This is a genomic window from Actinosynnema sp. ALI-1.44 (genome assembly GCF_001984155.1).
Taxonomy (GTDB): Bacteria; Actinomycetota; Actinomycetes; order Mycobacteriales; family Pseudonocardiaceae; genus Kibdelosporangium.
In genome coordinates, this window is the sequence record NZ_MTQO01000051.1 from 222,027 (window position 1) to 247,680 (window position 25,654).

Consider the following 25,654-nt stretch of genomic DNA (forward strand, 5'->3'; position numbering starts at 1 on the left):
GATCACACCGGATCTGCCCGTAGCTCGGCCGCGATCTGGCTGGCGATGGTGTAGGGGTCGCCGACGCCCTTGCTCGGGTGGATGTCGTTGCGCAGGCACCACGCGTCACCCCGGGTGGCCCAGTCGTCGAACTCCGGCGGCTTTCCCGTCTGCATGGTGCCGGGCAGCGCGTCGAGGAACCGCTGCCAGCGGGGTTTGTAGTAGCCGCCGAGCAGACCATGCCAGTCGCGGTTGGCGTACTCGTGCAGTTCCGCGGCGGCGTCGATGCTCCAGATCGTGACGATGGACCGGGCGTTCCACTCCAGGATCCCGCGTTCCTCGTCGCTGGACGCCCAGCTCTTGGCCTGCTCCAGCCACGTGCCCAGCAGCCACTGGTCGTGCGTGGCCAGGATCTTCTCGGTCAGGTCGATGGCGGTGAGGAACCGGTCGCTCTGCTTGCGCAGCTCGGTGCTGTTCTTGGCCTTGTAGGCGGCTTCGATCTTGTCCAGCACCAGACGGCCGCGGTTGGACAGGACCTGGCGGGTGACGTCGACCAGGTCGTAGCGGTACGTCGGCCTGGCGCGGATCGCGGGCGCCACGGCCAGCAGTTCGTCCAGGCAGGGCGCGAAGTCCTTCGGGTCGTAGCGCCAGGTGTCCGGTCCCGGCCGGGACACCCAGGTCAGCGGCAACCGCGGTTCCGCGGCGAACGGGGTCTCGAACGGCCCGTCGCCTGTCTCGTGGTGTGTCGAGGTGTAGTTGTAGGCCGTGTTGAGCAGGATCCGCCAGGCATTGGCGGCGTGCGCGTCGTCGGCGCCGTAGCGGCGCTTGGCGTAGCCGAGGATCCACGGCTCCATCTCGACCGAGTCGTGCCGCCAGGCCATCTCGCTGAGCAGGTCGGGCACCACGGGGTTGTGGTGGATGCCCTCCAGCACCATCGCGGTGCCCACGAGCCGCCGCCGGTCGTCGCGTTCCCGCACCTCGGGCAGCGTCCGGCCGGGTTCGATGACGTTGCCGAACATGCCCAGCCTGCCGCCGTAGTTCTGGATGGTGCCCCAGCACCACGGCACGCCCCAGTACGCCTCGGTCTCCTCCCACTGCCGGTCGTCGTCCGAGGCGAGGTCCAGCACGATGATCCGGTTCTCGTCGACCGCGTCCAGGATCCGCTTGTCCGGGTTGCCCAGCCAGCCCTGCATGATCCAGATCGCGCCCGGCGCCGCGCGGTCCAACTCGTCCTGCACCGCCCTGGCGACGTCGAACAGGTCGGCGCCGTCGAGGCTGGAGTCGACGTCGTTCTCGTGGAACAGGTCGTTGGAGTAGTGCGTGGTGACCCCGAAGTGCTCCTTCTGCGCGGCGTAGAACCGTTGCGCCACCTCGGGGTACAGCGCCTCGGTGGTGTCGAGCCAGTACGGCCTCGGGTGCCCGACGTAGTCGCCCTGCGCCGGGATGTGGGTGCCCGGGTGGCGGTCGGCGAACATCTGGTCCGGCACATGGCCGACGAACGCCGGGAACACCGGCGTGATGCCCAGCTCCCGCATCCGGTCGACGATCCGTTTGCCCAGGTCACGGCGGTTGGCCAGGAGTTCGAGGGTCACCGGGCCGCTGTAGGCCGACGCGTCCTCGTCGTAGCCGGTGATCTCGCCGTACCACTGCCACGGCTGGTGGGCGGGCTGCGCGATCCACTGCCGGACCTCCAGTTCGGTCAGGCCGAAGTCGCGGAAGGTGTCGTACCAGACGATCTCCTGGCCGATCAGGGCCAGCGCCCGGTTCATCCCGCTCGCCGCGAGGTAGTCCAGCTCCCGCTCCCACTCCGACCACGTCCAGAACGGGCTGGTGTAGCCGAAGACGGTGAAGTTGTAGGCGTAGCGCTCGGCCAGTTCGGTCGACATCCGGATCGGCTGCGCCGGGGCGGGCAGGCTCGCGGGCAGGTCGAGCTGGTCGCCGTTCGCCGAGATGTGCCCGCCCGCCACGTACTTCAGCCACCAGTGCATCCCGGACACGAGGGCGACCGTGCTGCTGCCCGCCAGCACGACCCGGCCGCGCTGTCCGCTGATCTCGAACGCGTCGACCTCGCCGTCGCCCAGGTCGAGGTTCTTCAGCACGAACTGGCTCGTGTCCCGGCCGAGCAGGCGCCCGATGGCCGCCCGTGCCGCCGGGATGTCGGCTTCGGCCGAGGCCGTGGACGGCCGGGTCCCGGCGAGGAACGCGGCGGCCAGCGAACCTGTCAGGAAACTGCGCCGAGGGAAGGCACGCATCGTGGTGTGGTCCTTTCACCGATCAGTCCGTGCCCCCGAGCGTCGTCGACCGCGTTGACACCCCGACGACTCCGCGTTGACACCTCAGCCGCTGGTCGGACATGAAGATTCCCTCATAGTCGGTTCATCTGGCTTTCAGCCGTGGGGGCGAACGTCGATGTCATGGCGAAACGACACACAGCCTTGACCCTGGTCGCGACCACCGGCTTGGTCGCCGCCGCGCTCGCCGGGTGCACAAGCAGTTCCGGAGCCCCTGCGACCGGCCCAGCGACTGGCCCAGCGACTGGCCCAGCCTCCGGCACCGCGTCCGCAGCCGCCCAGCCGTCACCGGTGGCGTACCCGCACGTCGAGTTGGACATCGACGACCAACGCGGCGACGGCACTCATGTGCTGATCGAGGACACCGACCTGCCGGTGGCCGGTTACGTCGCCGTCTACGGCCAAGCAGGGAACCTCCTCGGCTCCGTGCCCGTAGCGGCGGGAACGCACCGCGGTGGCACGATCACACTCGGCGCGGCGCTGGACAAGGGCGCACACCCGTTGCGCGCGGTGCTGATGGCCGACGACGGCGACGGCAAGTTCGACCCCGCTCGCGACACCACGGTGCGCGAACTGGACGACCGGGACGGCGACGTCGAGGACGAGGACTTCCTTTACACCGCCGGTTGATCTCCACCTGGCCGATCTCCACCGGGCCGATCCGCGCGGCGCCGTCAGCCGGGATTCACCTCGCTGCGTGGGATCGCGCCCCGCACACCCCACTTGGCCAGGATCCGCTGGTACGTCCCGTCGTCCATCAGCGCCTGGAGCGCACCCTGGATCGCCTTGGCGTACTCGCCCTTGCCCTTCGGCAGCACCAGGCCGTACGGCGCAGTGTCGTACACGTGCCCCATGTGCTCCAGGGTGTCGTTCGTCTGCTTGATCGCGTAGTCGACGACGGGGGAGTCGGCGAACATCACGTGTGCCCGTTTGGCAGTCAGCGCCAGGTTCACGTCCGTCTGGTTCTGGTACTGCCGGACGTCGATCTCCGGCTGCCCGGCCGACTTGCACCTGTCACTGCGGACCGCCATGTCCTCCACCACAAGGGTGCCCTTCTGGACGGCCACGATCCTGCCGCACAACGTGTCCAGTGTGAGCTTGTCCGGGTTGCCCTTCAACACCGCGCCCGAGATGCCCGCGCTGAGGTACGACACCATGTCGACCTCGGTCAGCCGTTCGGGGTTGATCGTGAACGACGACATCGCCGCCTCGAACCGGCCCGCCTTGACGCCGGGGATGATGGCGTCGAAGGTGGAGTTCTCGAACTGGGCTTCCAGACCGAGTTTCCGGCCGACGGCCCTGCCGAGGTCCACGTCCATCCCGAGCACCTGGCCGTTCTCCACGAACTCGGTCGGCGGGTTGGTCTGGTCCTGGCCGATGACGATCCTGCCGTCCTGCCTGATGTCACCGGGAACCATCGCCGCCAGCCTGTCGTCCGCGGACACGGTAGGCAATGCCGACTGGGTCGGCGAAGCGTTCTGGTCGTTCACCATCCCGCAGGAGGCCACCATGGCCGCGATGGGAACCAACGTCAGGAGCCTGTGCACGATTACTCCTTGTCACCGGCGGATGCGTGAAGTATCCCAGCCCAGTGCCAGTGGTTAACCGGCGCCGGTCATCAGCGCGCGCGTGTCATGTGCGTGGCCGGTATCGCGACCTTGCGCTGACCCAAGTGGTCAGTGGTGGACAACAAGCGTGTAGTCGTGGGCAACACGTCACTGGCCGCCGCGGCCAGGATGGCGGGATGCGAATCGATCTGGCGGACCGGACGGTCCTGGTCACCGGTGCGGCATCGGGAATCGGCCTGGCCTGTGTGCGGGCGTTCCTCGCCGAAGGCGCGCGTGTGGGCATGGTGGATCGGAACGCGTTGCCGGACATGGCCGGAGACGTCCTCGCGGTCTACGCCGACGTCACCGACGAGCAGAGCGTGGCCGACGCGATCGCCACGGTCACGCGCCGCTTCGGTCGGCTGGACGTCGTGGTGGGCTGCGCGGGCATCTCCGGTCCGGTCGGCAAGCCGCTGGCGGAGACGTCCGCCGCCGAGGTGGCCGCGGTGCTGGCGGTCAACGTGACCGGTCAGATCCTCCTGGTCAAGCACGCGCAGCCGTGGCTGGCCGAGGACGCCGCGGTGGTCCTGCTCGGGAGTGATTCGGCGTTCACCGCCGCGCCCGGCATGGTGCCGTACTGCGCGTCCAAGGGCGCGGTGGTGGCGTTGACCAGGGCGTTGGCGGTGGAGATGCCAGGCGTGCGGGTCAACTGCGTGTGCCCGTCGGTTGTCGACACCCCGATGGCACGCGGTGACCTCGGCGACGTCCTGGACAATCCGGACTTCCCGGTACAGGCCGCTGACGACGTGGCCAGGCAGGTGCTGTTCTTGGCGTCCCCGGCCGCGCGACCCATCAACGGCCAGGCCGTGCTCGCTGACTTCGGCATGTCCGCTCGATCGGCGTTCCCCGCGTGACAGCAGCTTGGCCAGCGGGGCAGGTCACTCGGTGATGGGGTGGACTTCGGGGTGGGCCCGCCACCAGTGGCCGTAGTGCGGGCTGGTGGTCGCGTGTTCGGTGTAGGCGTGCGCGACAGCCCGGTAGACCGCCCGCACCGACGGCTCGGTGAACTTGCGGCGGTGCCAGGCCAGGATCATCCGCGCGGTGAACGGGTCGCCGTCGAGCGGCCTGATGGCCATCGCGTCGGATGCCTGGCAGCCGGGTTCGACGAGTTGGACGGCGTGACCCGATTCGATCAGCGGGCGGCTGGACCCGCTGGGCAGTTCGAACCGGATGTGCGGCACGAAACCCTCGCGGCGGCAGCCTTCGCGCAGGGACGCCAGCGAGCCGTCGTCGGCTCCGGGCGGGCAGACCCAGGTGCGCTCGCGCAGGTCCGACAGTCCGATGGACGGCTGGTGGCTCAACGGGTCGGCAGCGGCGATGGCCAGGAAGATCGGCAGCCGGGGCACGATCGTGCGGTGCGCGATGTGCGGTGGCAGCGCCACCTGCTGGTCCTCCAGCATCACGATGACGGCCAGGTCCAGGTGATCGTGTCCGAGCAGTTGGGCGAGCACCAGTGTGGACGGCTCCACCCGTAAGGTGAAACCGCTGTGCGGCAGCACTTTCACCAGTCCGTCCACAATGGATGACAGGCAGGCCAGGTGTGCCGAGCCGATCCTCGGCCGGGGGACGCTGGACGGGTCGGTCAGGTCGGCCGCGAACGACTCGAGTTCGGCGAGGACCAGCCGGGCCTGGAGCACCGCGCGTTCGCCGAGCGCGGTCGGCCGCGCACCGGTGCGGTCCCGTTGGAACAGCTCGCCGCCGATGGATTCCTCCATTCGCTTGAGCAGGACCGTGATCGCGGGCTGGGAGACGCCGAGGGCGGCCGCCGCCCGCGAGATGCTCCCGGTGTCGGCGATGGCGCAGATCGTCCGAAGATGCCGCACCTCGAGGTCCATAATCAAAGTTTATGGTGCGGGCTCGTAACCGTCCAGACACCCGCGCTGTCACGGTGTGGTTGCCCTCTCTCCCTGCTTCTCCCGGAGGACAGTCCATGCGCCGTGCCTCGAAACTCCTGCTGGCGGTGACACTGGCGATCGTCGTGTCGCCGCACACCGCGACAGCGGCTCCACCGACCACAGTGGACGTTCCGCCGTCAGCGGCGGACAGCCGCGACGATCACGCCTCGCGGCGCGTGACCGTGACGCCGGAAGACCGGTCACCGTCGACGTCGAGCACCAGACACCGGGAGTCCCACGGTGCTCGTGCCAAGAAGGCGTCGTGCTCGACGACCGAGTTCACCGGCCTGTCCGGCTCGGCACTGGTCGCGAAGATCAAATCCTCGGACACCGACTGCGTGAACACCCTGTTCTCCGCGACCGGCGATGACGCGGCGCGGCTGTTCCGCGAGGCGCAGATGATCACGGTGTCGACGGCGTTGCGCGACAACGCGACGACCTACCCCGGCGACAACAGCACCGGCACGGGCCAACTGGTGCTGTACCTGCGGGCGGGTTACTACGTGCATTGGTACAACCCGGATGTCGTCGGCTCGTACGGACCGGGCCTGACCTCGGCCATTCGTGCGGGGTTGGACGCGTTCTTCGCCAGCCCCAAATCCGGCACGGTGAACGACGCCAACGGCCAGGTGCTCGCCGAGGCGATCACGTTGATCGACAGCGCCGAGGAGAACGGGCGGTACTTGTCCGTGGTCAAGCGCATGCTCGACGGTTACACGAGCACCTACGACGCCTACTACTGGATGCGAACGGCCGTCAACAACGTCTACACCGTGCTGTTCCGCGGGCATCAGAACGTACCGTTCGTCGCCGCGGTGCAGGCGGACCCGGGCCTGCTGGACACGGTTCACCGCTTCGCCGTGAACCACCTGGACCTGCTCGGAACCGACCGCGCCTACCTGACCGCGAACGCCGGGCGGGAACTGGCGCGTTTCCTGCGGCACGCCCCGCTGGTGCCGAAAACCCGGCCACTGGCCCGTGATCTGCTCGACCGCAGCGCCCTTCGCGGCGCCACCGCGCCGCTGTGGGTCGGCGTCGCGGAGATGGCCGACTACTACGACAGCGCCAACTGCTCGTACTACCGCATCTGCGACCTCCGCACCCGCGTGGCAGCCGAGGTTCTGCCCATCACGCACACGTGTAGTGCCTCGCTGCGGATCAGGGCTCAGCAGATGACGCCCGCCGAGCTGGGAGCGAGCTGTGCGAGCATGCGCAACCAGGACAGCTACTTCCACGGTGTCGCGGCAGATCCCGGGCCAGTGGCCAACGACCGCAACACCACTCTCGAGGTGGTGGTGTTCGACTCCAGCACGGACTACCAGACCTACGCCGGTGTGCTGTTCGACATCGACACGAACAACGGCGGCATGTACCTGGAAGGCGACCCGGCCGCGGCGGGCAACCAGCCGCGGTTCATCGCCTACGAGGCCGAATGGCTGCGGCCCGCGTTCGAGATCTGGAACCTGAACCACGAGTACACCCATTACCTCGACGGCCGTTTCACCATGTACGGCGATTTCACGGCCAACGTCGCGACCCCGACCATCTGGTGGATCGAAGGCTTCGCGGAGTACGTGTCGTACCACTACCGCAACCAGACCTACACGGCGGCGATCACCGAAGCCGGGCGGCGTACGTACGCGCTGAGCACCTTGTTCGACACCACCTACGACCACGACACGACCCGGGTCTACCGCTGGGGCTACCTGGCGGTGCGGTACATGCTCCAGTTCCACCGGTCGGAGCTGGACACAGTGCTCGGCTACTACCGGACAGGCAACTGGAGCGCTGCTCGCGCGTACCTCACCGGCACGATCGGAACGCGCTACGACAACGACTGGTACACCTGGCTGTCCTCCTGTGCTGCGGGCAACTGCGGCGGGACCAGTGCGAATCTGCCGCCGGTGCCGAACTTCTCCTTCAACGCCAACGGGTTGACGGTCGCGTTCAGCGACAGGTCGACGGATCCCGACGGCTCGATCGCCGCTCGTTCATGGGACTTCGGCGACGGCACGACGTCCACCGCGACCAACCCGAGCAAGACCTACGTGAACGCGGGAACTTACTCCGTCCGGCTCACGGTCACCGACAACCGGGGCGCCTCCGCGACCCGGACCGACTCGGTGACTGTCTCAAGTGGAAGTAACTTGCCGGAGTGCGCGGGCGGTGACAGCCGAGTCCTCGGCCCGAACTGCACGCGTTCCAACCGTGGTGCCACAGCGGGCAACTACGACTACTTCTATGTGCTGGTGCCCGCGGGAACGGCGTCGCTGCGGATCACGACACGCGGTGGCACCGGCGACTGCGACCTGCTCTACAGCGCGGCCACGTGGGCCACGCTGACCTCGGCCACCGACCGCTCCACCGCTGCGGGGAACACGGAATTACTGACGATAGCCGCTCCGGCGCAGGGATACCGGTACGTCAGCCTGTACGGGCGGGCCGGGTGTTCCGGTGTCACGGTCACCACTCAGTTCTGAGCCTGGTCAACGGCGTTCGGGGTGGGCCGCGGTCCTGGCCCACCCCGGATCCCGTTCGAGGCTGTTCACCCGGCGTCTTCGCGAGCGAGTTCGTCGGCGATCTCGGCGCGCAGCTGATCCAGTTCCTCGGGCGTCAACTCCTCGGAGCCCGGGACCTCCTGCAGCGCCTCGGTCAGCGACTCCTCGATGATCTCCGACATCGAGGGGATACCCGCGTTGTCGGCCTGCTGGTCGGCAGGTGCGTTGACGGTGAACCCGAACTCGGTGAGCTGGTTGATGCGTTCGGCGAGCGGGCGTCCGTTGAGGGGGTCGAGTTTTTCGTAGGCGGCGGCGTACATGCCGGGGTCTTGTGCGTTGGCTGATGAGTAGGTCCAGTCGCGGAACTGCGCCCACCCTTCCTCTGAACCGTCCCACCCCGCCCAACTCGGCCCGAACTGCTGCACGACGTCGTCCCACGGCGAACCAGCCGCCTGTTCCCTGATGACCGCGTACGCGGACGGCAGCTCCGGCAGATCCTGCACGAGGTCGTTGACGAGTTCGATCCTGCCGTGTTCGGCCGCGTACTCCAGGAACGCCTCGGCCGCCGCGCCGAAAGCACCGCCCGCGGTCGATCTGAGCTGATCGGAGAACGCGTCCCAGTCGTCGTCGGATGCCGAGTGGGCGTCGTTGACCAGATCGAACCATTCGCCCGCCTGGCCGGGATCGATGTCGACGACCGCGATGGCGTTGCGGGTTTCGGCATCCACGAAAGCCTCCCTTGTCGATGGTCGGTCTTCCGACCATAGGGCCCGATCTTGGTTGCGGGGGCAGGAGATCGTGCAATCCTTCGCGCACATCGCGGTCGTCGGTAGGGGACGGGGGTGCCGGGCGGGTGGCCCGGCGCTCCCTTCCGGTCAGGATCTACTGGGTGATGCCGGTCTGCTGGCGGATCCAGCTCAGGTGCTGGGCGACCCCGGTGTAGAGGGTCGTGGTGCCGCATTCAGCGCCGTTGTCACCCGGCCGGAACGTGTTGCCGACCAGCGTCCAGTTGCCGCGCGAACCGACGACCGGGCCGAAATGTCTGAACGCGACAGACCGGGACAAGCCGCGCACAGACCCTATGCGCTCAGCCGAGCACCTCGTCCAGCCAGTCGTAGATCCTGCACCCGGCGAGCACGATGACACCGGCCTGGCAGTGCTCGTCGGAGCCGTCGGCCGACGTGAACTCGACGAACCGCTTGGGGCAGTTGAGGTGTTCGTAGAGTTCCTCGGGCTGGCCGGTGAAGAACCCGTCGTGCTCGGCCGCGCAGACCAGAGTCGGGCACTCGATCTTCTCGGCCACGCCGCCCAACAGGTTGTAGTCGCAGAAGGTGGCCAGGAACTCGCGCGAGGTGGACGCGCCCATCACCCACTGGCCGTGGCTGGTCAGCCACCGCACGCTCGGGTGCTGCTCGACGGCGGCGGCCAGCGCGGCGTCCACCTCCGGCGCCGACTCCGCACGGAGCGCCGCCAAGGCCTGTTCGCGGTCGCCGAACTCGGTGATGAAGTTCCGTGCGCTGTCGTAGACCCCGTCGAAGGTGATCAGTGCCTTGATCCTCGGGTCGAACGCGGCCGCCCTCGGCGCGAGCATGCCGCTGAGGCTGATGCCGTACAGCGCGATCCGCTCGGAGTCCACTTCGGGCAGTGCGCGGGCGAAGTCGACGACCGGGGTGACGACCGCCTCCCAGTCCGGCCGGAACGTCAGGCCCTGCCGGTGGATCGCCTCGCCCTGACCCGGCCCGTCGAAGGTGAGCACGTTGTAGCCGCGTTCGAGGGCCGCGGCGCCGCCCATGAAGTAGGTTTCCTCGGCCGTGCCGTCGAAACCGTTGTTGATGATGACGGTCGGGCGGGCCACGCCGGAGTTGTCGGCCTGGTAGAAGTAGCCGGCGAGGGTGGTGTCCTGGTAGGGGATCCGCACCGGCTCGGCCGGCGTGTCGAACAGTTCGAGCGCGTGGTGCCAGCAGTCGACGGCCCGGTCGTACGCGGTGGTGATCCTGGGGTCGGCCGGGTTGCCGTGCAGGAAGAACTCGGCCGACCGGTAGTAGTTGGACGCCCGCAGCAGGCCTTTGCGAGCGCTGACCCGGTGACCGCCCGCCAGGCTGCGCTCGGCCTCGCCCGCGACCCGGTCGGCGGTGGTCAGCCAGGCGCGGTACCAGCTGTCGTAGTCGCCCGCGGTGATCGCGGCGGCCGTCTCGACGACCTCGCCGAAGTCGGCGCCACCGTAGGCGATGTGCGAGAAGGAACGCAGGGTCTCGAACCAGAACGTCTCGTCCTTCTCGAAGAACAGCCTCCGCATGCTCTCTCCCCTTTATCGCGACACTTGTTGCTTTAAGGGCACGCTACTGCGAGTCACGCTCTAATGCAACAGATGTCGCTGTAAGCTCACACTGTGATCGAACGACGACCAGGCGGACGCAACGCCCGGGTGCGCGAAGCGGCGCTGGCCGCGGCGGCGGACCTGGCTCGGGAGCGCGGGATCGGTGAGGTCACCCTCTCCGACATCGCCGAACGCTCCGGGGTGAACCGGGCCACGCTGTACCGGCGCTGGGGAACCCTGGACGCCCTGATGGCCGACATGACCATGAACTCGATCTCCACCGGGGCGCCGCTCGCCGACACCGGCTCGCTGCGGGGTGACCTGTACGCGTGGGCGGTCAAGGCGTCCCACGACATCCCGTCGGAGAACGGCGCGATGCTGCTGCGGTCGATGGTGATGACCTTGCCGGTGAGTGACGAGGTCCGAGCGCTGCGCGAGCACCACCTGGAGCACCGTCGTGGCGAGTTGGGCGCTGTGCTGGCGCGGGCGCGTGAGCGCGGTGAGCCCACACCCACTGTGGACGAACTGTACGAGATCGTGCTCGCCCCGTTGTACCTGCGCGTGTTGATGGATTTTCGGCCGCTCACCGAGGACTACGCGAAGTCCCTTGTGGACAGAGCGCTGGCGCTCGGGCGGGTGCGCCCGGCCTGCTGACATTCCGACTACTCGGTGGTACTGTATAGTGGTACTCGGTGCCACCGAGTACCGGAACGGCGAAGAGGACCGGGATGGACGACCTGACGGAGATGTTGAAGGGCACGCTGGAGGGCTGTGTGCTCCAGATCATCGGCAGCGAGGAGACCTACGGGTACGCCATCACGCGTCGGCTGAACGAACTCGGCTTCGTCGACGTCATCGAGGGAACGGTGTACACGATCCTGTTGCGACTGGAGAAGAACGGGCTCGTCCAGGTCACGAAACGACCGTCCGGGTTGGGTCCGCCGCGCAAGTTCTACACCCTCAACGACGCGGGGCGTGAACAACTCGCGACGTTCTGGGCGAAATGGGCGTACGTCTCATCTCGGATCGACAAGCTCAAGGAGGGCGGGGAATGAGCTTCTGGGAAACCATCACGGGGAGCGATCTCACCAGGGAGTGGAAGGCGTTCGAAGCCAGGGCCGCGGCGTTGCCCGCCGACTACCGGGCGGCGTGGGAGAAGGTGGCGTTCCACCTCCTGCCCTACGGGGACTTCACCGGCCGCAACCTGATGCCGATTCTCGACGGTGTCCTCGGGCTGCTCGAGGAAACGGCGGCCGAGGGGCAGAGCGTGCACGAGGTGCTGGGGGACGACATCGCCGGTTTCTGCGCGGCACTGGCTGGCGGCGAAGGAGCCAGGACCTTCCGCGACCGCTGGCGTGCGCAGCTGAACAGGAACGTCGCGCGGAAACTGGGCCAACTGGGAGGGTGACGTGGGTATCCAGGACATCATCGAAGGCAAGAGGCAGTGGCGTGCGCACATGGCCAGGGTCAAGGCGCTGCCACGGGACTACCAGATCGTCTACAAGGAGATGCAGAAGTACTTCTTCAAGGTCGGGCCGGTCGAACTGACCGAAGGGTCGCTGCTCTCGGGGATCGTCGACTTCTTCGAGGAGGGCGTGGCGGCGGGCAAGGGTGTCCTCGAGTTGACCGGCACCGACGTCGCGGCGTTCTGCGACGACCTGATCAAGGACTCGCGCACCTACGCGGACATCTATCAGGAATCTCTCAGCGGCAAGCCCGGCGCCGCCGGGAAGTAGCACTCGAAGTGGCCAACCGGCCATAGATGGCCGGTGCATGACCTGGTGTGCACCCGACCGCGACGCCAGGATCTGCTCATGTTCTGTCGCACCGTGCTGGTCCTCGGCACTGCGCTGGTCCTGTCGGCGTGCACTCAGGTGACGGAAGGCACTGCCACGGCCGACGGCCCCGACGAGTTGCCCGATCCCGCCTGCCCGGGCAAAACGGCCTCCAGCGTGCTGCATTCCTCCGAGCAGGCGTTGCGGGCGTTGTTGCCCACTGAGGCCCGGCAATCCGGCCTCGACCGCCCCGACATCTCGGTCAAGAGCCGGGAGCAGATGATCGATCTGGAACACGGCAACGAGGAAACCCGTGCCGTTTTCGCCAAGGCGGAGTTCGGGATGCAGGCCCAGGTCGTGTTCCGCGGTGATGACGCGACCGCGGGCCGCGCCGAGGATCCCTTCGAGACCTACACCGTCCAGTGGTTCGGATCGGCCACGGGCGCCTGCGACTTCCTCGTCCGTGAGCGGCGGTCGGCCAAACCGGGGGAGATCGGACCCGGTGTCCCCGAGATCCCCGGCTCGTACCGCTACGAGACCTACTACTACGCCAGCAAGGGCCGGTTCCTCGTCTGGGTCAACTCCCGCGGCACCGAGACCGCGGCCATGCTCACACTCCTGTACGACCGGCTGCCCTGACTCCCGCGCTCGTCGACTTGCGGAGCACTCCGGGATTTCCATGAGAGTGCGCGTTCATTCGGGCAGCGCGGGTACTTCCGGGAGATCGGGTTGTGACCGCGCGAGGAGATGAGGTGGTCGCTGTGTCGCCGCAGCACCGCGACATGGTCGTGGTAGGCGCTTCGGCGGGGGGTGTGGAGGCGCTGAAAGCGCTGGTCTCGAGCCTGCCACCGGCGGTCGCACGATCGAGGAGACGAACAAGGCCGCTGACGTACTGCGTGAACGGCTGACCGCCCTGCCGAACCCCCAGGTCGACACCGAGCAGTGAGCCATCGCGCGGTGATTCCCCGCATCCGTCACTGTGCGGAGCGGTGGTCGTCGGTAGACCGGTGACCAGGGAATAATCTGTGTCTCCGTGGATGTGTTCCGCCCGACGCCAACGGTCAGTTCGAAGCCGTGTTCGACTACGTGAAGGAAACTCGCGGTTTCGACTTCACCGGCTACAAGCGCAGGAGCCTGGCCCGCCGCGTGCTGCGGCGGATGTCGCAGGTCGGCAGGACTTCGGCGAGTACATCGACCTGCTGCAGGCGAACGCGGACGAATTCGGTGCGCTGTTCAACACCATCCTGATCAACGTCACCAGCTTCTTCCGCGATCGCGAGGCATGGGACTACCTGCGCGGTGAGGTCATGCCCGCGCTGCTGGCCGAGCGTGGCCCGGAGGACCAGATCCGGGTGTGGAGCGCGGGCTGCGCCTCCGGCCAGGAGGCCTACAGCCTGGCGATGATGCTCGCCGACGCACTCGGACCCGAGCTGTTCCGCCAGCGGGTCAAGATCTACGCCACGGACGTCGACGAGGAGGCGTTGACCGGCGCGGCAAGCCTCCTACGCCCAGAACGACCTGGCGAACCTCACCGACGAGCAGATCGAGCAGTACTTCGAGCTGCACGGCAGCAGGTACATCTTCCGCAAGGACCTGCGTCGCTCGGTCATCTTCGGGCGCAACGACCTGGTGCAGGACGCGCCGATCTCCCGCATCGACCTGCTGGTGTGCCGCAACACGCTGATCTTCGACCCGCTCGACCTCAAACGCCGCGTGTTCCGCAAGACCCCCGGAACGCCCATCGGCCTCGGGCACCTCGTGTCCCAGGCGTTCGTGCACGACCGCCACAACGACATCGGCGGCCTCGGTGAACTGCGGGAGCACGCGTTCTCCGCGAGCCCGGTCGCGCAGGTGGTGGTGACCGGCGACGACACCGTGGCACTGATCAACCAGCAGGCGGAGATGATTTTCGGCCTGTCCTCGCGGGACATCGGCCGCCCCCTGCTGTGTCCGCATCACCGAACGGCGCCTGCGCAGCGACCCGCCGACCGCCGACGACATCAACGACACCTTGCGCGACCGCAGCGCGGAGTTGGACGAGGTAAACGACTTCCTCGAGTCGATCCTGACGTCGGTCCGTGCTGGTGTGGAACCGCGGCGCGGAGGACCTGCGGGGCCTGCGTCGCGACGAGGCGGTGGGGGAGCACCTGCTCAACCTCGACATCGGCCTGCCGGTGGGCGAGCTGCGGTCCTCGGTCCGGTCGGCCATGGCCGACCCGGCTTTCGAGGAGGCCCTCATGTTGGACGCGGTGAACCGCAAGGGGCGAAAGACCGTCATCCGCGTGGTGGTGGGCGCTCTGCGTGGCCCGATCGAGGCAACCGGTGGCGCGATCCTCGTGATGGAATCGGCGGACATACCCGACCAGAGCTCCTAGAGTTCCTAACAGAAGGTTTTGACGTGCCGGTAGCAGATCACGCATGTGGACAGACCGAGGAACACCTCGTGGATGTCAGCGCAGCGTTCCCATCGGATGCGCAGGCGCCGCATGCCGTGATACTGGCGGGATTGCCCCGACCAGCGGGAGGAGTTGTGTGACGTCATTGACGTTGCCACCGGTCAGGCTGACCGTCAGCGGGATGCCGCCGCCTTCGGTGATCACGTGGTGCTTGGAGCCTGTCCGGGCGCGATCGACTGGACTCGGCCCGCTTTGGGCCACGGCGCGCCGCCCGCGACCAGTCCAGCCTCCCGGCCTCGTTCCACTCCGCCAGCCGCCGCCAGCAGGACCCGAACCCGAACAACGATCATGAGCCTTCAGGCACCACAAGTGATCAACTTGTTAGGAACTCCATACCACCACACAACGGGCTGGTACGTAACCAACACAGTGCACCCAGCGCCGGAAACCGAACCCCTGGCTGGAAACCGCGCTCCAACGCAACCAACAGCGCAAAGCAATCAGACATTATCCGTTAAAACCAGCCCCGGCGACAAGCAGGCCATAAGTAGGCAGACCGTAACTCAACCGTGGCCACCGCTGGAAAGCAGGCATCTAAAACGGCGGAACGTCATACCCAACGGGCGTGGTAAGCACAGTCCTTCGCCCGGGAGTGGTGAACGCCAGCACCCCGGGCATCACCTGATCCATCCGCCAGGTAGTGCGCTGCCGCATCAAATTGTGGCGCTTGCACAACATCGCGACGTTCCCCACCCCGGTCACGCCACCCTCGGCGTAGGGGACTGAATGATCCACTTCGCACCGCTGTGCCACCACCGCGCACCCAGGCTGCCGACACACCCGGTCGCGCGCCTGGACGAACCGCGTCAACCCGGGTGAGGCGAACCGTCGCCGAGACACTTCCAGTACCTGCCCGGTGGGGTCGGTGATCATCCGTCGCCAGGTGGCGTTCTGGGCCAGTTCTCGCGCGTACTCGGCGGTGATGGGCCCGATCCCGCTGATTTCTCCGGGTTGCTGGTTCAATCCCATCAACGTGGTCATCGGCACTACCACGTTCACACTCACCGACGGCCGGTCGACCTGTTTGCCGCTGATCAGGTCCATGAACACATCAGCCCGCGCCGTCGCGAGGTTCCGGCCTGCGCCTGTGGCGTGTCCGGCGAGCAGGTTGATGTGCTGGTACGCCAACTCGGCCTCGTGTGGCTGCAGGTGGACGGTGAGACTTGAGGTCCCGTCGGCCCGGTGCCATCGGGTGACATCCCGCTGCGTCTTCACCGCCAACCGGCGCTGTTCGGCGCACTGTGGGTCCGCGCGGATGACTTCCCGCCGCAGGACGTGTTTGAACCGGGTCAGGTTCTCTTGCTTCCCGCCCGCCAACACCCGTTTCTCCACGTGTGCGGCCTGGTCGTCGTCCAATTCGGCGGTGTACTCGCGCACGGCTTTGGCTCGCATGACGTCGATCTCGCCGGTGGTCAGCGCCGACACCGTCCCCGGCAGACGGGTCACCAACTCCTGGGCCTCGTGCAAATGTTTGGCGGTGGTGTTCGGGCTGACCGCCAGTTCCAACGCGATCTCTTCCGCCGCGCCGTCTCCGATCGTGATTCCGCTGCGCCGCGGTGGGGTCAGTTCCGCGAACCGGGCATACGCCTGCACGATTTCGCCGTCGATCTGGTTACGACGCCGGTGACGATCCACCACATAGTCAAGAACCTCATCCCGTGTCATCTCGGTGAGCGGGATGTGTGGTGGTTGACCTACCGGACGGAATGGAACAGCGAGCTGTTCGAGCATAAGTCCAGTCTATCGGAAACAGTGCTATTTGACCAGCGTGGGCCACGGTTGAGTTACGGTCTGCCTACTTGTGGCCTGCTTGTCGCCGGGGCTGAGTTTAACGGATAATGTCTGATCGCGTCAGCGTCGTTGGTTGCGTTGGAGTGCGGTTTCCAGCCGGGGGTTCGGTTTCCGGCGCTGGGTGCATTGTGTTGGTTACGTACCAGCCCGTTGTGTGTTGATTCAGAGTCCCTGACAGAAGATTGTGACGGCGTTCCCATCGGATGTGCGATCGCGCGCTGCGCAACCCATCTGATCACGCCGGGCCCTGGAGTCATGGGCACGGTCGGCGTAAAGCGCGTCGGGACGGCGGTAAGGGCGCCCCCGCATGCGAACTGTCGAACACCGTCGGCGACCAGTCCAGCCTCCCGCGTTCAGCCCAGCCACAAGCGTCTCGTGCAACCGCTGCCACACCCCGGCCGCCCGGCCGGGGTTACGCGACCAAAGTGATCAACTTGTCAGGAACTCTTAGGGCGCGTCGTGGCGCCTGTCCGTAGGCGGCGAACACCGCACGACCGCCCAGACGACCTTGCCGCCGTCAAGGTCCGGCGTGCACCCCCAGGTGTACGCGATCCCCGCGACGATGCGCAGCCCGTTGCCCATCCAATCGCCTCCGAGACGTTCGCGCACAGCGGCCTTGCGCGGGCTGCCGTCTCGTACGGCGACGGTCAGCATGCGGTCGCGCAACTCCAGTCGGAGCCGGCAACCGGTGCCCGCATGGTCTGTGACGTTGTCGACTAGTTCGTTGGCCACGGCCATGGCCTCCATCCGGTAGTCGGACAGGTGCCATTCCCGGCAGACCTGGTCGGTGAACGCACGGGCGACCCGGGAGTCCGTGGCACCGGCGTCGAGTTCGAGAACGGCACGCCGGCGCGGTGGTGGACTGCCGACCGCGGCCAGTGCCGCGGCCACTGTCGGGTAGCGCGGGGTGTAGCGGACGATGGCTCCCGCCAACAGCGGCTGCTGGTGCGGGCGACCGCCTGCGAGCAGGATCGGCACCCCTGGCCACTCGCTGACCCGCATCCACACCGATGAGAAGACGGTCAGCACGCTCTCCTGGGCGATGTCCAGTTCGTCGAGGTCGACGACGAGGGCATCGGGCTCCTCGACGGCGAGTTTGACGAGCGCGTCGCGCAGCGTCCGGTAGGTGGTGCTGTCGAGGACGCCGAGCGGTCGCACGACGCAACTCCCGATCTGCGACGAGGTCAGGACTTCGATCGGCGACCGGCTGTCGTGCTGCGGTCGGTCGGCCATGACCCCTCCAGAACAGGAACCTGCTACAGGTACCAGGCTAGCCCCAAGGCCGTGAAGTTAGGGCTGGAGGACAGTGCGCAAGCCGTCTGAAACGGGCAACGGAGTTCCTGCTAGAACGGTGTCGACCAAGATCACCAATCAGCAAGAACTCCGTTGGACACCAAGTCTGTCATCACCCGCATGATCACTGTGGCCCGCCTGCTGCGCAGCCTGCGACCGGGCATGTTCCTGCTGGCCGACCGCAACTTCGCCGCCCACAACCTCCTCAGCCAGATCGCCGCGACCGGAACCGAACTGCTGGTACGCCTGAAAACAGCCGCACCACACCGGTATTGGCCCGCTACCCGGACGGCTCCTGCCTGTCCACACTCGGCACTCTGCGGGTGCGCGGCATCGACTGCGAGATCACCATCACCACCACCGCCGGACGCCGCCACACCGGTGTCTACCGGCTGGCCACCACCCTGCTCGACCACCACCGCTACCCCGCGACCGAGCTGATCCGGCTCTATCACCAGCGATGGGAGATCGAAACCGCCTACCTGGAACTGAAATCCAGCATCCTGGGCGGGCGAGTTCTGCGCGCCCGCACCCCCGTCGGCATCGAACAGGAGATCTACGCACTGTTCGTGACCTACCAACTGCTGCGCACCGCGATGACCGAGGCCACCGCCACCCACCCGGACCTCGAGTCAGCATCGACCTCCTCGCCCTGCCAGACCCTTGACAATCACCACAACCGTCCAAACTTCACGGCCTTGAGGCTAGCCCTGCGGACGAATCCGGCCGGTGGTCAGGCGCGATGTTTGTCGCGGATGTGCTGGGGAACGCGACAAGGACAACAGTACATGTCCATGCGGCTGCAGTCCTGGGCCTCAACGTCAAGTCCGGCCGATGGCGTGAGCTGGGGGTTGACAGAATGTGGGTTGAACACCAGTTGCGATGTCATGTCGAAGGACGCGACCAGTGCGTGGTGATCCGACCGGAAGGCGTCCTCGGCCACTCCACGTACCGCCTTCTCCGGGACACCATGCTCAAATGCGCCGTCGAAGGCCCTCAGGCGTTGATCGTGGATCTCAGCGCTGTCGTGATCGCGGAGGGTAGCGCCTTGAGCGTGTTCACCACGGTCTGGTTACGAATCAGCGACTGGCCGGCGACCCCGATCCTGGTGGCCACCGGTCCCGCGCATGGCGAACTTCTCCGGCGCGCGGCCATTCGACGATATGTCGGCGTGTTCGAGAGCGTGCATGAGGCGTTGGCCAACCTGGATCGGCCACTGCCGCGCAAACGTGCGTCCCGCACCTTTCCGCATCACCTGGCCGGTCCCCGCGCCGCCCGGCAGTTCGTACGCCGGATTTGCGCGGACTGGGCGCTGCCGGTCGACGTGACGCAGGACGCCGTGCACGTCGCCTCAGAACTCCTGCAGAACACCGTCGACCACACGTCTTCGGAAGCGCGGCTGCGGCTGGACCTGCGGCGAAACCTGCTCACTGTCGCGGTCGGCGATGACAGCCCGGAGCCCGCCGTGCTCGTCGATCCCGGAAGTGATGTCGTCAATGCCGCCAGAGGGATGCGGCTGGTCACGCAGTTGGTGAAGACGTGGGGTTGTGTGCCTGATCAGGTGGCAGGCCGGAAAACCGTGTGGGCGGTTCTCGGGACGTCCCGAAGTGCCAGCCCACGACTGAAATCAGTCGACTGACGCGTGTCTGCGGCACGGTAGGCTGGCCGGATCGCTCGTAACCGGTTAACGAGAGTTCGTTTGCACACCGAACGCGGCTTCGAGCCGTCCCAGCTGCGGCGGGCCCGGCTCGGTCATGTTCTGGCGGAAGCGGCAGCCTGGTTGGACTGGCATATCCGGACAGTGGTTCCGGACGCGCTGGAGGACCTGCACCGCGCTGCGACGCGGAACCAGAAAAACCATTCATGATTTGTTGTTGTCCAGTTTTCATCCTGTCGTGCTTCGGTGAGGGATAAACCCGTTGCGACATGAACGATCGAGTCACCCGTTGGATGGCCCGCGGATGGCCATCGAAGAGGCTCGGCGGATGTAGCATGGAGTCTCCGCTTTCATCACCAATCCGGGAGATGACAGTTCCGTGCGACCGCGACGCAGTTTTGTCGGTAAACTGATTTTTCCCTTTCGGGCATTCCGCGGATGAGTCGACGCGAGCACGACCGGAACGTGCGAACCGCTGTGGCGACCGAAGCCGCACTCGGTGACGTGCAGCGCCAGCTCGGGGAAGTCTCGGCGGAACTGGAGCACGTGCTCGACGGGTGCGTCTCGGCGGTCGTACTGGTCGACCGGGACGGGCGGTTCCTGCGTGTGAACGAGGTGTTCCGGGCCGTCCTCGGCTACGAGCGGGGCGAGCTCGCTGATCGCACCCTGTTCGACGTGGTCCTCCCGGCCGACGCCGGGTTGTTCCGTTCCCTGGTCGCCGGCAGCACCCGGCGTCTCGAACGGCCACAACAACTCGTCGGCAAGGACGGCGAGATCGTCTGGACGCGGATGACGTTGACGCGGGCACAGCCGGACGCGTACGTGGTCGTGTTCGAAGACCGCAGCGAACTGCGGTTGCTGCAGGACCGCATGGCGCACATGGCATTGCACGACATGCTGACCGGGTTGCCCAACAGGCAGTACTTCACCTCCACCCTGGAGACCGAGTTGCACCGCGGCGTCACGGTCTGCCATCTCGACCTGGACGGTTTCACCGCGCTCACGGGACGACTGGGCAGGCGGACCGGTGACGCGGTGCTGATGCACGTGGCACAACGGCTGCGGGCCGCGGTGGCCGCCGAGCACACCATGGTGGCCCGGTTCGGTGCCGACGACTTCGCCGTGCTGATGCCGCTCACGCAGCCGGAGATGATCGTGCGGCACCTGCGGGACGCACTGCGGCCGCCGATCGAGGTCTCCGGTCACGAAGTCGTGGTGACCGCCGCCATCGGCGTGGTCAGTACCACCGGTGCGAGTCCCGCGGCTGTGCTCGACGCGGCCGAGTTGGCGTTGACACGTGCCCGTGGCCTGGGCCCGGGCCGGTGGTGGCTGTTCGGCCCGGACGACCGGGAACACGCCACTGCCGAGGTACTGCGGGCCGGGCGGACGGCCGTGGCGTACCGGCCGTTGCACGAGCTGCGGGGCAGGCAACCAGTCGGCTACGACGCGGTGCTCGCGTCCGCCGAGTCCTCGGAGTGGGACCGGGTCCAGGATGTGGAGAACTGGCTGTTGCGCGAGGTCTGCGCGGCCGGTCCCGACCTGCCGGTGCACGTCGCCGTGCCTGCCCCCGACCCCGTGGAGATCGAGCGGATCACGACGGGGACAAGCAGGCGCCTCGATCGGCTGTACCTGAGCGTGCCCGCGGGCGACTGGCTGATGTCGTTGGCCGACATCGGCGTGGGTATCGAGATCCGTGACTTCGGTCTTGCGGACATCGCGTTCCTGGAGGCGTTGCCGATCAGTGCGGTCCGGCTCGACCGCCGTCTGCGTCAGCCGGGCTTGCTGACGTGCAGAGCGCTGCCGCACGTCCTGGACGTCGTGCGGTCGGCGGGGGCGTCGGTCATCGTGGACGGCTTGGCGACGTGGCACGACGCGGAGCGGTGGCAGGAACTCGGCGCGGACATCGTCGCGGTCGGTCGACCTGGCCGGTAGCCCGGCTCACTCGGCCAGTGTGGCGTCGAGGTCACGGGAGGCGCGGCGCACCAGGCCGAAGGCCTCGTCGGCGGGGATGCCCCGGCGGCGCGTCAGGATCTCCTGGGCCCGGCCGGTCACGTCGCGCCTGTCGATCGCCTTGGCCAACTCGGCATGGCGGAGGACCGGTGCTGTTGCGGCCTCAGTCAACGACATCGTCGAACTCCGACGCGAGCGTGGCACGGTCGGCAGCCGCCTGCGCGCGGTGCTCGGCCGCACGTCGCCGGTGTTCGGAGACATCGCCGATCCGCATGTCGGCTGCCAGGTCGTGCCGCTCGGCGGCGCGTTCATGGGCATCGATCGCCCGCAGGTAACCCTGTTTCGCGCTCCTGCGAGCGTCTTCGGCGTGGCGCTGCGCCGCCGTCAGCGCTTCGGCCGCGGTTTCGATGTTCGCCTGGGTGGAGCTGTGCAGGTTCTCGCGTGCGTTCATCGGTCACACTCTTGTGCCGCGGTGGGTGCGGTCAGCGGCGCCCGAGCTGATCACCGCCGAGGCCCGTATGTCCATGTGGACGATGTGGTCGACGCGTCAACGGTCCACCGGTGGGTGGTGCACGCCGGACGGCGGCAACGGACCGGCGAACGCCTCGATGGCAACCAGCGCGTGCTGCCCGGTACAGGCCTGGGACAGCTGTGAGCTGGGGCGGTCGGTGGTCAGGACGTTGGGGTTGCCGCCCCGGCAGAACGACGGGTCCCGCGGGTCTGGGTCGTACCAGGCTCCCGTGGACAGCTGCAGCACACCGCGCCGCACGTCCTCGCTGAGCACGAGCCCGGCCAGGCAGCTCCCGTGCTCGTTGTGCAGCCGCACGATCGAGCCCGCGGTCAGACCGGCGGCCTCGGCGTCGGCGGGGTGCATCCGGACCGGTTCACGGCCGTCGATCTTGGTGCTCGCGCTGTGCGCGCCGATGTCGAGTTGGCTGTGCAGGCGGGCTTTCGGCTGGTTGGCGACGAGGTGGAACGGGAAGTCCGCGGCGCGCGGGCTGCCGAGCCACTCGTCCGGCTCGCGCCACATCGGGTGCCCCTGGCAGTCCTGATACCCGAACCCGGCGATGGTCTCCGAGTGGATCTCGATCCTGCCGCTCGGTGTGCGCAGGGGATGGGCGTCCGGATCGGCCCGGAAGTCCGCCAGCGACACCTGCTTGGCGTCGAGCACCGGCAGTTCGATGCCGTCGCCGGTCATGAACGAGTCGAACCCGGGGTAGTCGTGGCCGAGTTCTGTCGTTCGGTCCTGCCATTCCTGGTAGAGGTGGCGCAGCCATTCGCCGCTGGTGCGGCCCTCGGTGAACTCCTTCGCCACGTCGAGCCGCCCGGCCAGTTCGGTGAACGTGTCGTAGTCGTCGCGGGCGCTGCCGTGTGGCGCGGTCAGCGCGGGCATCGGCAGGAACCGGGTATCTCCTTGCCCTGCCCCGAAATCGTCGCGTTCAATGGACATTGTGGACGGAATGACGATGTCGGCGTGCCGCGTCGTCGCGCTCCAGAACGGATCGTGCACCACGACGGTGTCCGTCCGGTCGAACGCCTCCCGCAGCCGGGCCAGGTCCTGGTGGTGGTGGAACGGGTTGCCGCCCGCCCAGTACACGAGTTTGATGTCCGGGTAGCGGCGGCGCTCGCCGTTGAAGTCGTACTCCGCGCCGGGGTTCAGCAGCATGTCCGCGATCCGGGCGACCGGGATGAACTGCTCGCTGCCGTTGACGCCCTGGGGCAGTACGGGCACGGAATGGGATCGCATAGGGCGCCCGACGCCCCCGACGGAGCCGTAACCGAACCCGAAGCCCCCGCCGGGCAGGCCGAACTGCCCGAGCATGGCGGCGAGCACGATGCCCAGCCACATCGGCTGCTCGCCGTGCTGGATGCGCTGCATCGACCAGCTCACCGTGACCAGCGTCCGCGACGCGGCCATCTGCCTGGCCAGTTCCCGCAACCGCGTGGCGGGCAGGCCGGTGATCGGCTCGGCCCACTCGGGCGTCTTCGGCACACCGTCGGTGACACCACGCAGGTAGTCGGCGAAACGGTCGAAGCCGACGGTGTACCGGTCGAGGAACTCCTTGTCGGCCAACCCTTCCTGGTCGAGCACGAAGGCGAGGGCGAGTTGCGCCGCGGCGTCGGTGCCCGGCCGGGGCGCCAGCCATTCGGCCTGAGCCTCGGCGGGCGTGTCGTCGCGCAGCGGACTGACTGAGACGAACCGGCAGCCGTTCGCCCTCGCGGCGGACACCCACGACCGGGTGTTGTGCCGCGTCACCCCGCCGGGGGAGGTCACGCTGTTCTTCGGCGAGATGCCGCCGAACGCGACGATCAGTTCGGTCTGGTCGGCCAGCACCTCATGCGACGTGCTCCGGTCCATCAACCAGATCGCGTCGCCGATCACGTGCGGCAGGAAGGTATGCGCGGTGCCCAGCGAGTAAGAACCGACATGCCGGACATATCCGCCCAATGTGTTGAGAAACCGGTGCAACTGGCTCTGCGCGTGGTGGAAGCGACCCGCGCTGGCCCAACCGTATGAGCTGCCGTACACCGCGTCCGGGCCGTGATCCCGGTACACCCGGCGGAGTTCCTCCGCGAGCAGGTCCAGCACGGTCTCCCAGGACACCGGCACGTAGGTGTCGCGCCCCCGGCCAGGTGTGCCCGGCCCGTGCTCAAGCCAGCCGCGGCGGACGTGCGGCTGGCTGATGCGTGCCGAGTGGTGCTGGGCGGAGGCGACGTTGTCGATCAACGGCGTCGGATCGGGATCACCTGGCCACGGTCGGACTGAAGTGAGTGACTCACCGTCGGTGCTTGCCACGAACGCGCCCCAGTGGGTCAAGTGAGCGATCATGGTTTCCAGTAAACCCGCTCGTCACCGTCCTTGCCAACGAGTTCGGGTGCCCCGGCGCCAGATCACGCGGGTGTTGAGGGTGTCACCGATGTTCGTGGTCGGATCACCGTCGACCAGCAGCAAGTCGGCGCGGAGTCCTTCCGCGACACGCCCTCGGTCGCTCAGGCCGAAGCGGCGCGCGGTGGTCGCCGTCGCGGCGCGCAAGGCTTGTTGCGGGGTAAGGCCCGCGGTGACGAGGTACTGCAGTTCGTGGTGGAGGCTGGCGCCGTGTGCCACGCCGCCGAAGAAGGTTTCCGCCATGGAGGAGTCGGTGCCGGCGAGGATGTCCACTCCGGCGTCGGCCAGTGCCCGCACGGTGTCGTGGACGTCTTCGAGCTTTCCCTGTGGATAACGGTTGTAGCTGGATCGAAGCGTTTCGTCCCATTTCGCGTCGAGCCTGCCCGCCACTCGTGGGTCGTCGGCGAGTTCACCCCCGCCGATGCCCATCATGGACGCGTTCAGGCAGACGCAGGGCACGACGAACATCCCCGCCCCGGCGATCAGGTCGACGATCTCCTTGGTGTGCGGCCGATCCATGAACACGTGGGCCAACCCGTCGACACCGGCGTCGACGGCCATCCTGGTGGCGTCCAGCGTCAGGGCGTGCGCGACGGTCAGAGCACCGTACTTCCGGGCTTCGGCGACGCCCGCGTCGAGGGTCGCCTGGTCGAGCATGGGCAGTCCGGGATGCCCCTCGACGCTGCCGTCGTCGATCATGAACTTGATGTAGTCCGAGCCGCCCGCGAGCAACTGCGGGACGAACGCGGCCGCCTGGTGCGGCGTGGTGGCGAAGGGCAGCACCGGCGGGACGGTCGGCTGCTGCCACGGTGGGCGGAATCCGTCCGGGATCAGCTCGCTCGGGTGCCCGCCCGGCGGCGTGATGCCGAACCCGGCCGAGCGGACGTCGGCCACGCTGTCGTCGGCGGAGATGTGCCCGCGGTTCGCCCGGGTGTTCGTTCCCTGCATCTCCAGTTCGGTGGTCACGCCGAACCGGAGGGCCAGCGCCAGCGAACCGGGGGCGGAGTGCACGTGCGCGTCGATGAGTCCGGGCAGCAGGGTCGCTCCCCGGCCGTCGACGACGTCGGCGCCCGCGGGTGGTTCGCCACCGACCTGGCGAATCCGACCGCCGTCGATGACGACGGTGCGCACTCCGATGGCCTTCTCGCCGTCGAAGACCTGGGCGCCGGTGATTGCGGTGACGGCCACGGTGGCCACCTCGTTTCGGGTCCGATCCAGATTTACATACCTGAAGCTATATAGTTAGCGTCGAGTATGC

General features: G+C 67.5%; 23 protein-coding genes and 2 pseudogenes. 12 read left to right on the top strand and 13 right to left on the bottom strand.

The window, feature by feature from the left end; all coding sequences use genetic code 11:
• Positions 1-2 precede the first annotated feature (2 nt).
• Complete coding sequence (locus ALI144C_RS36170; protein ID WP_076991726.1) at positions 3-2,231, bottom strand: alpha-N-acetylglucosaminidase; 2,229 nt, start codon at positions 2,229-2,231, stop codon at positions 3-5.
• A gap of 162 nt (positions 2,232-2,393) precedes the next feature.
• Here ALI144C_RS36170 and ALI144C_RS36175 point away from each other — a divergent pair, with 162 nt between their 5' ends.
• Positions 2,394-2,900 carry a DUF7282 domain-containing protein gene (locus ALI144C_RS36175; RefSeq protein ID WP_076991727.1) on the top strand — a complete coding sequence of 169 codons (507 nt, stop codon included), beginning with the start codon at positions 2,394-2,396 and terminating at the stop codon, positions 2,898-2,900.
• A 44-nt stretch (positions 2,901-2,944) separates the two neighbouring features.
• On the opposite strand, the gene ALI144C_RS36180 is transcribed toward ALI144C_RS36175, so the two are convergent.
• On the bottom strand, positions 2,945-3,817 hold the full coding sequence (locus ALI144C_RS36180; protein WP_237774488.1) for an ABC transporter substrate-binding protein: 873 nt from the start codon (positions 3,815-3,817) through the stop codon (positions 2,945-2,947).
• A gap of 197 nt (positions 3,818-4,014) precedes the next feature.
• On the opposite strand from ALI144C_RS36180, the gene ALI144C_RS36185 reads away from it, so the two are divergent.
• The gene (locus tag ALI144C_RS36185) at positions 4,015-4,731 is read left to right on the top strand and encodes an SDR family NAD(P)-dependent oxidoreductase (protein ID WP_076991728.1); all 717 of its coding nucleotides are present in this window, start codon (positions 4,015-4,017) and stop codon (positions 4,729-4,731) included.
• A gap of 24 nt (positions 4,732-4,755) precedes the next feature.
• Here the strand turns inward: ALI144C_RS36185 and ALI144C_RS36190 are convergent, their stop codons facing one another.
• Positions 4,756-5,712 carry a LysR family transcriptional regulator gene (locus tag ALI144C_RS36190; protein WP_076991729.1) on the bottom strand — a complete coding sequence of 319 codons (957 nt, stop codon included), beginning with the start codon at positions 5,710-5,712 and terminating at the stop codon, positions 4,756-4,758.
• A 95-nt stretch (positions 5,713-5,807) separates the two neighbouring features.
• On the opposite strand from ALI144C_RS36190, the gene ALI144C_RS36195 reads away from it, so the two are divergent.
• On the top strand, positions 5,808-8,252 hold the full coding sequence (locus tag ALI144C_RS36195) for a collagenase (RefSeq protein WP_076991730.1): 2,445 nt from the start codon (positions 5,808-5,810) through the stop codon (positions 8,250-8,252).
• 65 nt (positions 8,253-8,317) lie between these two features.
• Here the strand turns inward: ALI144C_RS36195 and ALI144C_RS36200 are convergent, their stop codons facing one another.
• The 3 genes from ALI144C_RS36200 to ALI144C_RS36210 form a co-directional block, all read right to left on the bottom strand.
• Complete coding sequence (locus ALI144C_RS36200) at positions 8,318-8,998, bottom strand: hypothetical protein (RefSeq protein WP_076991731.1); 681 nt, start codon at positions 8,996-8,998, stop codon at positions 8,318-8,320.
• Positions 8,999-9,152: 154 nt separating this feature from the next.
• Positions 9,153-9,335: a hypothetical protein gene (locus ALI144C_RS36205; RefSeq protein WP_237774489.1), complete on the bottom strand. Its 183-nt coding sequence runs from the start codon at positions 9,333-9,335 to the stop codon at positions 9,153-9,155.
• Positions 9,336-9,357: 22 nt separating this feature from the next.
• Positions 9,358-10,566, bottom strand: a complete 1,209-nt coding sequence (locus ALI144C_RS36210) for an alpha/beta hydrolase (RefSeq protein WP_076991732.1) — start codon at positions 10,564-10,566, stop codon at positions 9,358-9,360.
• 93 nt (positions 10,567-10,659) lie between these two features.
• Between ALI144C_RS36210 and ALI144C_RS36215 the strand changes: the two genes are divergently transcribed.
• From ALI144C_RS36215 to ALI144C_RS59230, 6 genes and pseudogenes are all read left to right on the top strand, one after another.
• Positions 10,660-11,241 carry a TetR/AcrR family transcriptional regulator gene (locus tag ALI144C_RS36215; protein WP_076991733.1) on the top strand — a complete coding sequence of 194 codons (582 nt, stop codon included), beginning with the start codon at positions 10,660-10,662 and terminating at the stop codon, positions 11,239-11,241.
• Between the two features lie 74 nt (positions 11,242-11,315).
• Entirely contained in the window at positions 11,316-11,642 is a 327-nt protein-coding gene (locus tag ALI144C_RS36220; protein WP_076991734.1) for a PadR family transcriptional regulator, read from the top strand.
• Positions 11,639-11,995 carry a DUF1048 domain-containing protein gene (locus ALI144C_RS36225; RefSeq protein WP_076991735.1) on the top strand — a complete coding sequence of 119 codons (357 nt, stop codon included), beginning with the start codon at positions 11,639-11,641 and terminating at the stop codon, positions 11,993-11,995. The genes ALI144C_RS36220 and ALI144C_RS36225 overlap by 4 nt, the downstream gene beginning before the upstream one ends.
• Before the next feature lies 1 nt (position 11,996).
• Positions 11,997-12,323, top strand: coding sequence for a DUF1048 domain-containing protein (locus ALI144C_RS36230; RefSeq protein WP_076991736.1), 327 nt, complete (start codon positions 11,997-11,999; stop codon positions 12,321-12,323).
• Positions 12,324-12,401: 78 nt separating this feature from the next.
• Positions 12,402-13,001: a hypothetical protein gene (locus ALI144C_RS36235; RefSeq protein ID WP_076991737.1), complete on the top strand. Its 600-nt coding sequence runs from the start codon at positions 12,402-12,404 to the stop codon at positions 12,999-13,001.
• Positions 13,002-13,385: 384 nt separating this feature from the next.
• Positions 13,386-14,737, top strand: a pseudogene (locus tag ALI144C_RS59230) (CheR family methyltransferase).
• Between the two features lie 120 nt (positions 14,738-14,857).
• Here ALI144C_RS59230 and ALI144C_RS36250 read toward each other — a convergent pair.
• The 3 genes and pseudogenes from ALI144C_RS36250 to ALI144C_RS36260 all read right to left on the bottom strand — a co-directional run.
• Positions 14,858-15,095: pseudogene (locus ALI144C_RS36250) on the bottom strand (transposase); the annotation flags it as partial.
• Between the two features lie 257 nt (positions 15,096-15,352).
• Complete coding sequence (locus ALI144C_RS36255) at positions 15,353-16,483, bottom strand: HNH endonuclease signature motif containing protein (RefSeq protein ID WP_168211435.1); 1,131 nt, start codon at positions 16,481-16,483, stop codon at positions 15,353-15,355.
• Positions 16,484-17,056: 573 nt separating this feature from the next.
• The gene (locus ALI144C_RS36260; RefSeq protein ID WP_083753690.1) at positions 17,057-17,842 is read right to left on the bottom strand and encodes a hypothetical protein; all 786 of its coding nucleotides are present in this window, start codon (positions 17,840-17,842) and stop codon (positions 17,057-17,059) included.
• Between the two features lie 332 nt (positions 17,843-18,174).
• Here ALI144C_RS36260 and ALI144C_RS56890 point away from each other — a divergent pair, with 332 nt between their 5' ends.
• The 3 genes from ALI144C_RS56890 to ALI144C_RS36275 all read left to right on the top strand — a co-directional run bounded on the left by ALI144C_RS56890 (position 18,175) and on the right by ALI144C_RS36275 (position 21,491).
• Positions 18,175-18,819, top strand: coding sequence for a transposase (locus tag ALI144C_RS56890; protein WP_269086718.1), 645 nt, complete (start codon positions 18,175-18,177; stop codon positions 18,817-18,819).
• On the top strand, positions 18,813-19,541 hold the full coding sequence (locus ALI144C_RS36270; protein ID WP_083753691.1) for an STAS domain-containing protein: 729 nt from the start codon (positions 18,813-18,815) through the stop codon (positions 19,539-19,541). The genes ALI144C_RS56890 and ALI144C_RS36270 overlap by 7 nt, the downstream gene beginning before the upstream one ends.
• Positions 19,542-20,024: 483 nt before the next feature.
• Entirely contained in the window at positions 20,025-21,491 is a 1,467-nt protein-coding gene (locus tag ALI144C_RS36275; RefSeq protein ID WP_168211436.1) for a diguanylate cyclase domain-containing protein, read from the top strand.
• A 6-nt stretch (positions 21,492-21,497) separates the two neighbouring features.
• Here the strand turns inward: ALI144C_RS36275 and ALI144C_RS57995 are convergent, their stop codons facing one another.
• The 4 genes from ALI144C_RS57995 to ALI144C_RS36295 form a co-directional block, all read right to left on the bottom strand.
• Positions 21,498-21,686 (bottom strand): ANTAR domain-containing protein, encoded by a 189-nt coding sequence (locus ALI144C_RS57995; protein ID WP_237774491.1) that lies wholly within the window; start codon positions 21,684-21,686, stop codon positions 21,498-21,500.
• Positions 21,673-21,960 carry a hypothetical protein gene (locus tag ALI144C_RS58000; RefSeq protein ID WP_076991742.1) on the bottom strand — a complete coding sequence of 96 codons (288 nt, stop codon included), beginning with the start codon at positions 21,958-21,960 and terminating at the stop codon, positions 21,673-21,675. Before ALI144C_RS58000 ends, ALI144C_RS57995 begins: the two co-directional genes overlap by 14 nt.
• 96 nt (positions 21,961-22,056) lie before the next feature.
• The gene (locus tag ALI144C_RS36290) at positions 22,057-24,339 is read right to left on the bottom strand and encodes a molybdopterin-dependent oxidoreductase (RefSeq protein WP_076991743.1); all 2,283 of its coding nucleotides are present in this window, start codon (positions 24,337-24,339) and stop codon (positions 22,057-22,059) included.
• 21 nt (positions 24,340-24,360) lie between these two features.
• The gene (locus tag ALI144C_RS36295; RefSeq protein WP_076992040.1) at positions 24,361-25,584 is read right to left on the bottom strand and encodes an amidohydrolase family protein; all 1,224 of its coding nucleotides are present in this window, start codon (positions 25,582-25,584) and stop codon (positions 24,361-24,363) included.
• Positions 25,585-25,654: the final 70 nt, after the last annotated feature.

Excerpts from the sequence above, each read along its gene's own strand:
- ALI144C_RS36170 (WP_076991726.1), bottom strand. The coding sequence starts at position 2,231 with ATGCGTGCCTTCCCTCGGCGCAGTTTCCTGACAGGTTCGCTGGCCGCC.
- ALI144C_RS36175 (WP_076991727.1), top strand. The coding sequence starts at position 2,394 with ATGGCGAAACGACACACAGCCTTGACCCTGGTCGCGACCACCGGCTTG.
- ALI144C_RS36185 (WP_076991728.1), top strand. The coding sequence starts at position 4,015 with ATGCGAATCGATCTGGCGGACCGGACGGTCCTGGTCACCGGTGCGGCA.
- ALI144C_RS36190 (WP_076991729.1), bottom strand. The coding sequence starts at position 5,712 with ATGGACCTCGAGGTGCGGCATCTTCGGACGATCTGCGCCATCGCCGAC.
- ALI144C_RS36195 (WP_076991730.1), top strand. The coding sequence starts at position 5,808 with ATGCGCCGTGCCTCGAAACTCCTGCTGGCGGTGACACTGGCGATCGTC.
- ALI144C_RS36210 (WP_076991732.1), bottom strand. The coding sequence starts at position 10,566 with ATGCGGAGGCTGTTCTTCGAGAAGGACGAGACGTTCTGGTTCGAGACC.
- ALI144C_RS36220 (WP_076991734.1), top strand. The coding sequence starts at position 11,316 with ATGGACGACCTGACGGAGATGTTGAAGGGCACGCTGGAGGGCTGTGTG.
- ALI144C_RS36225 (WP_076991735.1), top strand. The coding sequence starts at position 11,639 with ATGAGCTTCTGGGAAACCATCACGGGGAGCGATCTCACCAGGGAGTGG.
- ALI144C_RS36235 (WP_076991737.1), top strand. The coding sequence starts at position 12,402 with ATGTTCTGTCGCACCGTGCTGGTCCTCGGCACTGCGCTGGTCCTGTCG.
- ALI144C_RS36255 (WP_168211435.1), bottom strand. The coding sequence starts at position 16,483 with ATGACACGGGATGAGGTTCTTGACTATGTGGTGGATCGTCACCGGCGT.
- ALI144C_RS36260 (WP_083753690.1), bottom strand. The coding sequence starts at position 17,842 with ATGGCCGACCGACCGCAGCACGACAGCCGGTCGCCGATCGAAGTCCTG.
- ALI144C_RS57995 (WP_237774491.1), bottom strand. The coding sequence starts at position 21,686 with ATGTCGTTGACTGAGGCCGCAACAGCACCGGTCCTCCGCCATGCCGAG.
- ALI144C_RS58000 (WP_076991742.1), bottom strand. The coding sequence starts at position 21,960 with ATGAACGCACGCGAGAACCTGCACAGCTCCACCCAGGCGAACATCGAA.
- ALI144C_RS36290 (WP_076991743.1), bottom strand. The coding sequence starts at position 24,339 with ATGATCGCTCACTTGACCCACTGGGGCGCGTTCGTGGCAAGCACCGAC.